The organism is Bacillus sp. FSL K6-2865 (assembly GCF_040311405.1).
Lineage (GTDB): Bacteria > Bacillota > Bacilli > Bacillales > Bacillaceae > Bacillus > Bacillus velezensis.
Genome location: NZ_CP152036.1, coordinates 1,743,287 through 1,752,687 on the forward strand (window position 1 = coordinate 1,743,287; position 9,401 = coordinate 1,752,687).

Here is a 9,401-nt window from a genome sequence, read left to right on the forward strand (position 1 = left end):
AGTTGACAATGTGCAAGTCAAAGGGGACTAGTAATTAGCCCCCCTTACATTTAGTTCTTCCTGCGTTTTTTTCTGTTTTTGATTAAACTGAAAACCACTAAGAGAACCACACCGACAGTAACAATATAAAATGAAATTTCTGCTGCTGCGGTATTAATATTCTTAAGAACAAGGATAAGCCCTATTAAAACTATAGGAATGATGTAAGTTAGAATTCTTATAGCTTTTGGGCTCGGTTCAGCGTTTCTTTTATTTTCCATAATTACCTCCCGTCTAAGCTTAACACAGGTTAAATTTGATAATCACCAACAATAGTCCCGTTTAAAGGGAAAACATAAGGGGTTAAGTAATCCGCCAAGCGGCGTACGTGCCGTTTGGTCCAGAAGATGCTTTATCTCTAGCATAAAAGAATACTCAGGAGAGAATGCTCCGGCTGTTCCAAGTTTTGGACTGTATTCTGGCAAAAGAAAGTGAAGAAACAACATCTTTTGTGTGAATTACGTCGTATTTTTTCTAATTCGAATTGTGTGTTAGTGCCAACTCATAAGCATAACATTGTTATTCGGTGTAAGGAGCTAAGGTATTCTGATATATTTTGGGGAAGCCGCCGTATGGTTTTAGTTTAGCTTGAAGAAAAGAATTGAAATAAGAATCAAGATTGAGAGTCATTTAAAGACTGAGTATCCTCTCAGGCTACTTCGACAATTCTTTTCAAAATAAAAACTCGATTTGTTTTTCTTTCTTTTTATTCGAAAATTATACCTTCTTCATTTTCTGAATAAAATCTCCTAAAGTATTCATGTAAATGAATATTCTTATTTCCTTATATATTACGATAACAAATTTTAAAAACTTCGGCTGGTTCTTTTGGTTGATTTGAACAGTTTTTTATCTTTACCGGAAAATCCATGGAAAAACGTGGTGTCATCTGGTAAAGTGGTTACAGTCGGCTGGGCGGCGGCAGCAGTCTGCCCGGATCTTTTAAATGGGAATGGTGACAATGGATCATACATATGAAGTGCATCAAATCAAAACTTATCACCAGATGTGGTCCAACTATTGCTATATTATCGCAGACCGCTCAAAAAAATCTGCGATAGCGGTGGACCCGTCCTGGGAAATCGATAAAATAACCGATAAACTGCATGAATTGGATGTTGATTTATCAGCTATTTTATTAACACATTCGCATTATGACCATGTAAACTTGGCGGAGCCGCTTCAGCAAATCTATCATTCTGATATATACATGTCGTCGGCGGAAATCGATTTCTATCAATTCCGGTGCAGAAACTTAATAGCGCTTGAAGACGGCCAAACCTTTGCGGCCGGAGGGTTTATCATCAGAAGTATACTGACCCCGGGACATACGGCCGGGGGAATGTGCTATTTGCTATCTGATCATCTTTTTACCGGTGACACCGTGTTTACAGAAGGGTGTGGTATATGTGAGGACAGGGGCAGCTCAGCTGAAGATATGTTTCACAGTATACAGAGGATCAAAGCCTCCATTCCGCCGCATGTGCGTGTGTATCCGGGGCACTCCTTCGGGGAGAAGCCGGGTCAAAAAATGGAGAGTCTTTTGAAAAACAATATTTACTTTCAGATTGAAAAAAAAGAACATTTTGTGAATTTCCGCAACAGAAAAAATCAAAAAGGGCTGTTTCATTTTAAGTAATGTGTGATTTAGTTCTTTCTAACTAGCTTTTCTTTTGAGGCAAAGAAGTTCTGAAATGGAATGGTAGTTATTACTAGATTTCTGGTGATGAATGGCTGAGTAACGGGAGTTTGCGGAAGAGAACGCCGGGCAGGCCGGATGGGACATTCTGCTTACGCCTGTTCCGAAAGCCCTGAGCCCGCCTTTCGACAGGGAAAAATAGGCATTATTCAGGAGTTCGCATAGGATAAATTAACTTGACATGGTATTTTTGTGAAGTTACTATCAACTTGAACATGCTTCTTATCTGAATCCGAGAAAGGATGGCTGAGAAAATGATCACATACTTATTCCCCGGACAAGGTTCTCAAAAGCAGGGAATGGGGAGCTCATTGTTTGATGAATTTAAAGACTTAACGGAGCAGGCTGATGAAACACTCGGATATTCCATGAAACGGCTTTGTCTTGAGAATCCGTATTCCAACCTTCACAAGACGCAGTTCACCCAGCCTGCTTTATATGTTGTAAACGCGTTAAGCTATTTGAAAAAAATCCAAGACAATGACATAAAGCCGGATTATGTGGCCGGCCACAGTTTGGGAGAATATAATGCGCTGTTTGCAGCAGGTGCGTTTGATTTTATTACCGGCCTGCAGCTTGTCCGTAAAAGAGGCGAATTAATGAGTATGGCCACTGACGGAAAAATGGCCGCTGTTATGGGGTTAACTGCAGCTCAAGTGTCAGACGCCCTTCAAACGCACGGATTACATACGATTGATATTGCTAATATGAATTCTCCTCACCAAGTTGTCATATCCGGACGCAAAGAAGACATTGAAAGAGCCAAAACCGTATTCGAAGGATTAAAAGACGTTACGATGTTTCATCCGTTAAACGTAAGCGGCGCTTTTCACTCGAGGTATATGAGTGAAGCAAAACAAGAGTTCGAAAAATTTTTACAGTCATTTCATTTTTCTGCTATATCAATTCCTGTCATTTCTAATGTGCATGCCAGACCTTATGAGCAAGACGGAATCCACTCCGTTCTGGCCGATCAGATCGACCATTCAGTGCGATGGAACGACAGCATCCGCTATCTGCTGGACAAAGGGCGGATGGAATTTGAAGAAGTCGGACCGGGCCATGTGCTGACAGGACTTATTCACCGCATCAAAAAAGAAACTGAAGCTTCACCCGCCATGTAGCGGAACGCAAGTCAAAATTCTTATCTCACACAATAGTGCCAGCCATACAACATCACGACCACTTCACCTGCACACGACATCACGAAAAACTCACAAATCAATATTTTGAAAAAATAAAGAGCAAAAAGGAGAACAAATGAACCAGCCAATTGTTTTCATGTTTTCTGGACAGGGTTCCCAATACTATCAAATGGGGAAAGAGCTGTTTGCACATAACGCCGCTTTTCGGCAGAAAATGCTTGACTTGGACGATTTTGCAGTCAGCCGTTTCGGTTACTCTGTCCTTAAAGAGATGTATCATACAGGCAATCGTCTGTCTGATCCATTTGACCGCCTTCTTTTCAGCCATCCTGCCATTTTTATGGCTGAGTACGCACTTGCATATGCTTTGGAGCAAAGAGGCATACGTCCCGATTATGTGATCGGAGCAAGCCTCGGAGAGTATGCAGCGGCCGCTGTGTCGGGCGTGCTGAGCGCCGAGGATGCTTTAGATTGCGTGCTGGAACAGGCCCGAATCGTTACGGAAACTTGCCGTAACGGCAGCATGCTTGCGATACTGGGTGATCCGGCTTTATATCAAGATGATCCGCTGCTCGGCGAACATAGTGAATTGGCATCTGTAAACTATCATTCTCACTTTGTCATCTCGGGAGAGCGGGAACATATCAAAAAGATCATGGACGATCTGAGAGAAAAGCAGATTCCTCATCAGCTATTGCCGGTATCTTACGGGTTTCACTCAGCGCTGGTTGATCAGGCGGAACAGCCGTACAAGCGCTTTTTAGCTCAGAAATCAATCCGGACTCCGTTTATACCGTACATCTCCAGTGCGACCGGAGAGGCTGAGACCGATATACAAGCGGACTTTTTCTGGGATATCGTAAGAAAGCCGATTCGATTCCGCGAAGCGCTTCAATTCACAGACAGCCGCCAAAAAGGATTCTATATTGATGCCGGGCCTTCCGGAACATTGGCCGCATTTGCCAAACAGATTCTTCCTGCAGGATCGGCTGAACGCATCCGTGCCATTATGACGCCGTTTCATAAAGAACAAACCCATTTGCAGCAAATAGAAGATAGCATTTTATCACCGCCCGGAAGGAGACTGTAAGATGATCAGCTTTGTTTTTCCAGGCCAAGGCTCGCAAAGAATAGGGATGGGGGAGGACCTGTTCGGCCGCTATCCTGAATTAACCGCAAAGGCCGATCACATTCTCGGATATTCCATTCAGGAGCTGTGCCGGGACGGAGAACGTCTCAATCAGACTCAATTCACTCAGCCGGCGCTCTATGTCGTCAATGCCCTCAGTTATTTGAAAAAAACAGAAGAAACCGGCTTGAAACCGGATTTTACCGCCGGACACAGTTTGGGCGAATATAACGCGTTATACGCTTCGGGCGCCTTTGATTTTGAAGAAGGCTTACAGTTGGTCAAAAAAAGGGGCGAACTGATGAGCCGCGCAAAAGGAGGCGGCATGGCAGCGGTGATCGGCCTGACTCATGAGCAGGTGACGGATGTTTTAAGAGAAAATCACTTGGATATGATTGATATCGCCAACATGAACACACCGCAGCAAATTGTCATTTCCGGATATAAAGAAGATATTGAAAAAGCAGCATCCGTTTTTGAAGCCGTAAACGGCGTAAAAATGGTTCACCGCTTAAATGTCAGCGGCGCCTTTCATTCCAGATACATGCTGGAAGCGAAGGAAGAGTTTTCACGGTTTATTGAATCTTTCCATTTTAAGCCGCTGTCCATCCCGGTCATTTCAAATGTGACGGCAAGACCCTATGAGCAAAGAGAGCTGAAAGAGACACTCACCGGACAAATAACGGGATCGGTGAACTGGACAGACAGCATCCGTTTCTTAATGGGAAGAAAGAACATGAGCTTTGAGGAAATCGGCCCCGGAAAAGTGCTGACGGGGCTGATACAAAGAATTACGGCTGAAGCGGAGCCGATAACAGATGAAATCAAAGTCCCGGCTGAGTCTGGAAAAAGCTCAATTACGGCAGCGTCTTTAGGAAATGAAGAGTTTAAGCGCGATTATCAATTGAAATACGCCTACTTGGCCGGCGGCATGTACCGCGGAATTTCTTCGAAGGAAATGGTTGTCAAACTGGCTGAAAAAGGAATGATGGGCTTTTTCGGAACGGGCGGTTTGAACATCGCGCACGTTGAGGACGCCATTTTGTCAATTCAGCATGAGCTTCGTGACGGCGGTTCCTTCGGCATAAATGTTGTACATAACATGAAGCATACAGATTCAGAAGAAAAAATGATTGATCTTTTACTGAAGCATGGGATTCAGAACTTGGAAGCATCAGCGTTTTTAACGGTTACTCCCGCTTTAGTAAGGTTTCGCGCTAAGGGGTTAAAACGCGGTGCCGGCGGACAAATAATAGCGCGTCAGCGGATTATCGCCAAGCTGTCCCGTCCGGAAGTAGCGGAAGCGTTTCTCAGCCCGGCGCCTGATCACATTCTGCAGAAACTTGCAGCCGAAAACAAAATTACCGCTGAAGAAGCAAGTCTGATGAGAGAAATACCCGTTGCGCATGACATCTGCGTAGAGGCTGATTCAGGCGGCCACACTGACGGCGGAGTTGCTTACAGTCTCATGCCGGCGATCATCCGTTTACGAGATGACATGATGAAAAAATACCGATACGGCAAAACCGTCCGCGTCGGAGCCGCAGGGGGAATCGGAACGCCCGAGGCTGCCATGGCCGCATTTATGCTCGGCGCTGATTTTATTGTGACCGGATCTATTAACCAATGCACCGTTGAGGCAGCGACGAGCGGCCTCGTAAAGGACCTCCTGCAGCAGATGAATGTACAGGACACGGCCTACGCGCCGGCCGGCGATATGTTTGAATCAGGCAGCAAGGTGCAGGTATTAAAGAAAGGGCTGTTCTTTCCGACCCGCGCCTCTAAGCTGCATGAACTGTATCAGCGTCACCGCTCAATTGAAGAAATTGATGAAAAGACACTCAGACAAATAGAAGAGAAGTATTTTAAGGCAAGTGTAAGCAGTATTTATGACAAAGTGAAGGCTCATTATTCGAATGAAGACATTTCAAAAGCCGAACGGAATCCGAAACAGAAAATGGCGCTCATATTCAAATGGTATTTCAGGCAAAGCTCTGCTTCGGCGATTAAAGGAGACCCGGATGCCAAGGTAGACTTCCAGATTCATTGCGGCCCGGCATTAGGCGCCTTTAATCAATGGGTGAAAGGTACGGAGCTGGAGTCCTGGAAAAACCGCCATGCCGATGGTATCGGCCTGCGGCTTATGGAAGAGACGGCCTCGCTTTTGAATCAGAAGTTAGGTTCATTTTTGCAAACGTGTTGACAAGACGAAATGATAGATTGAAAACATGGAATATTCATAAAAGATGAAACAGGGAGGAACTGACAATGAGTAAAGAAAAAATCTTTGAATTGCTGCAGAACACAATCTACGAGGTTTTGCCTGATTTAGAAGGCGAACAGCTTTCACAGGAAGACCGGTTAGTTGATCTGGGGGCGGATTCAGTGGACCGCGCCGAAATTATCACGATGATGCTTGAAGAATTATCACTGCAGATCCCGCGTGTTGAGCTGACGGGAGTGTCAAACATCGGCGAATTGGCGGCAAAGCTTTATGAAAAGGTACAGGCTGTCTGATAAAACGGTGAAATAATCGGAAACTCAAAATTCATATTGGAGGCGAAGTTCATGGCGGCTGCCGGAATAGAAGCGATAAATGTGTTTGGCGGGACAGCATACCTTGATGTCATGCAGCTGGCGGAGTACAGAAACTTAGACCCTGCCAGATTTGAGAATTTACTGATGAAAGAAAAAGCGGTGGCGCTTCCGTACGAAGACCCCGTTACATTCGGCGTTAACGCGGCAAAGCCGATTATCGACCGATTGACAGAGGCTGAAAAAGACAGAATCGAGCTGCTGATTACCTGCTCGGAGTCCGGCATCGACTTCGGAAAATCACTCAGTACATATATTCATGATTACTTAGGCCTCAACCGGAACTGCCGTTTATTTGAACTGAAACAAGCCTGTTATTCAGGAACGGCGGGTTTGCAGATGGCGCTTAACTTTATTTTGTCGCAGACATCCCCCGGAGCGAAGGCGCTTGTCGTCGCGACGGATATTTCCCGGTTTTTAATTGCCGAAGGCGGTGATGCGTTAAGCGAGGATTGGTCTTACGCAGAACCGAGCGCCGGAGCGGGTGCCGTCGCCTTATTGATCGGTGAAAATCCAATCGTATTTCAGGCGGATGCGGGCGCCAACGGCTACTACGGCTATGAGGTGATGGATACATGCCGTCCGATCCCGGACAGTGAAGCCGGTGACGCCGATTTGTCATTGATGTCTTACCTCGATTGCTGTGAACAGACATTTCGCGAGTACAAAAACCGTGTGCCGGGCGCTGACTACAAAGAGACGTTTCACTATCTTGCCTTCCATACACCGTTTGGCGGCATGGTCAAAGGGGCCCACCGGACGATGATGCGCAAGCTTGCAAAAGCGAAAAACGCTGAAATCGAACAGGATTTTCAAACCAGAGTAGAGCCGGGGCTCCGCTACTGCCAAAGAGTCGGAAACATTATGGGAGCAGCCTCTTTACTGGCTCTTGCAAGCACGATTGACCAAGGGGCATTCGACACTTCTAAGCGGATCGGCTGTTTTTCGTACGGCTCCGGGTGCTGTTCAGAATTTTACAGCGGCGTTGTGACGCCTGAAGGACAAACGCGGCAGCATTCTTTCAAAATAGAAGAGCATCTGAACAACAGATACAGGCTGTCCATGGAAGAGTATGAAGAACTGTTTAAAGGCAGCGGTCTGGTGAAGTTCGGAACCCGGAATGTCAAATTGGATATGAATATGATTCCGAACATTTTAGACCATCATGCCGGGAGCCCTCGTTTATATTTGGAAGAAATCACGGAATTTCATCGGAAATACAGGTGGATATCGTGACCTATGAAACGATAAACGTCCGTTTTCAGCAAAATGTCTGCTTCATCACCTTTGATCGGCCTGAAGCCAACAATACGATTAATGAGCGTTTAGTGGAGGAATGCCTGCATGTTCTTTCTGAATGTGAAGACTCCGTGACCTCCGTAGTGCTTGAAGGGCAGCCGGAGGTATTTTGTTTCGGGGCGGATTTTGATGAGATGTACCGGAGAATGAGGCAGGGAATGCAGCATGCGGAATCGCAGGAGCCGCTTTACCGTTTGTGGCTGGCATTAAAATCCGGGCCGTACATCACAATCGCCCGCGTCCGCGGACAAGTAAATGCGGGAGGTGTCGGTTTTGCCGCCGCGTGCGATATCGTCATAGCAGAGGAGAATGCTTCGTTCAGTTTATCTGAACTGTTATTCGGACTTTATCCGGCCTGCGTTCTGCCGTTTTTAATTCAAAGAATCGGATTTCAAAAGGCGCATTATATGACGATCATGACAAAGCCCGTGCCGGCACGCCAGGCGCTTGAATGGGGACTTTGTGACGTATGCGTCCCGGACTCAGCAACAGAGCTGAGAAAGCATTTGCTGCGCCTCCGCCCGCTGTCGAAAAAAGCAGTCATCCGCTATAAACAATACATGGATTCCTTAAACGACCTTGTTCATCGTTCGAAATCCATTGCTCTAGCCGAAAATCAAGCGATGTTTTCAGATCCGGATAACCAATCAGCCATCACCCGTTATGCAGAAACGGGGCGGCTTCCTTGGGAAACGGAGAACAGTTAGGAGGATATCATGCCGAACGCCGCAGTTGAACTGCTCGAAATTGAACCGGATATTATCCAAGTGACAATGCAGGATAAAGCCCATAAAAACGCCTTCTCCAAAGAACTGACGGATGGATTGATGGAAGCATTCACCCGTATAAAAAAATCGTCAGTCTATAAAGCTGTGATTTTAACAGGATACGGCCATTACTTTGCTTCCGGAGGCACACAGGAAGGCCTGCTCAGGATTCAGCAGGGCATCACGAAGTTTACGGAAGACCGCATGTACTCTTTGGCGCTGGAATGTGATATCCCCGTCATTTCCGCCATGCAGGGACACGGAATCGGAGGCGGGTTTGTCATGGGGCTTTTCAGTGATTTTGTCATTTTAAGCAAAGAAAGCGTGTATACCGCAAACTTTATGAAATACGGTTTCACCCCCGGAATGGGCGCTACCTTTATCGTTCCGGAGAAGCTTGGGGCAAGCCTCGGCCATGAAATGCTGTTAAACGGCGGCCACTACCGCGGCGGTGACCTGGAGAAAAGAGGGGTGCCTTTTCCGGTGCTTCCTCGGCAGGAAGTACTAGACTATGCGCAGGAATTGGCCCGTGAGCTTGCGGAAAAACCGAGAAACTCTTTAATTACATTGAAAAGGCACTTGGTGACGCCGTTTCGCGAGCAGCTTCCGGCCGTCATTGAGAAGGAGTTAATCATGCACGATGAGACGTTTCATGATGATGAAGTGAAAAAACGAATCACGACGATGTACGGAGTATAAGACATACATCTTACATACAGATGAAATGG

Annotated in this window: 9 protein-coding genes; 8 read left to right on the forward strand and 1 reads right to left on the reverse strand. The window is 46.1% G+C overall.

Annotation, left to right across the window (positions count from 1 at the left end):
- Nucleotides 1-50 precede the first annotated feature (50 nt).
- Entirely contained in the window at nt 51-260 is a 210-nt protein-coding gene (locus NYE42_RS08670) for a hypothetical protein (protein ID WP_352426900.1), read from the reverse strand.
- Nucleotides 261-1,000: 740 nt separating this feature from the next.
- On the opposite strand from NYE42_RS08670, the gene NYE42_RS08675 reads away from it, so the two are divergent.
- The 8 genes from NYE42_RS08675 (at nt 1,001) to NYE42_RS08710 (ending at nt 9,372) form a co-directional block, all read left to right on the forward strand.
- The gene (locus tag NYE42_RS08675; RefSeq protein WP_003154103.1) at nt 1,001-1,678 is read left to right on the forward strand and encodes an MBL fold metallo-hydrolase; all 678 of its coding nucleotides are present in this window, start codon (nt 1,001-1,003) and stop codon (nt 1,676-1,678) included.
- Nucleotides 1,679-1,992: 314 nt separating this feature from the next.
- Nucleotides 1,993-2,862 (forward strand): ACP S-malonyltransferase, encoded by an 870-nt coding sequence (fabD, locus tag NYE42_RS08680; protein ID WP_020955843.1) that lies wholly within the window; start codon nt 1,993-1,995, stop codon nt 2,860-2,862.
- A gap of 136 nt (nt 2,863-2,998) precedes the next feature.
- Nucleotides 2,999-3,973, forward strand: coding sequence for an acyltransferase domain-containing protein (locus NYE42_RS08685; RefSeq protein ID WP_352426901.1), 975 nt, complete (start codon nt 2,999-3,001; stop codon nt 3,971-3,973).
- A gap of 1 nt (nt 3,974) precedes the next feature.
- A complete protein-coding gene (fabD, locus tag NYE42_RS08690; protein ID WP_352426902.1) occupies nt 3,975-6,215 on the forward strand; it encodes an ACP S-malonyltransferase in 2,241 nt (746 codons plus the stop codon).
- A 65-nt stretch (nt 6,216-6,280) separates the two neighbouring features.
- Nucleotides 6,281-6,529 carry an acyl carrier protein gene (locus NYE42_RS08695; RefSeq protein ID WP_014417817.1) on the forward strand — a complete coding sequence of 83 codons (249 nt, stop codon included), beginning with the start codon at nt 6,281-6,283 and terminating at the stop codon, nt 6,527-6,529.
- 51 nt (nt 6,530-6,580) lie between these two features.
- Nucleotides 6,581-7,843, forward strand: coding sequence for a hydroxymethylglutaryl-CoA synthase family protein (locus NYE42_RS08700; RefSeq protein ID WP_014417818.1), 1,263 nt, complete (start codon nt 6,581-6,583; stop codon nt 7,841-7,843).
- Nucleotides 7,840-8,613 (forward strand): enoyl-CoA hydratase/isomerase, encoded by a 774-nt coding sequence (locus NYE42_RS08705; RefSeq protein ID WP_119001766.1) that lies wholly within the window; start codon nt 7,840-7,842, stop codon nt 8,611-8,613. Before NYE42_RS08700 ends, NYE42_RS08705 begins: the two co-directional genes overlap by 4 nt.
- A gap of 9 nt (nt 8,614-8,622) precedes the next feature.
- Nucleotides 8,623-9,372, forward strand: a complete 750-nt coding sequence (locus tag NYE42_RS08710; RefSeq protein WP_003154094.1) for a polyketide synthase — start codon at nt 8,623-8,625, stop codon at nt 9,370-9,372.
- Nucleotides 9,373-9,401: the final 29 nt, after the last annotated feature.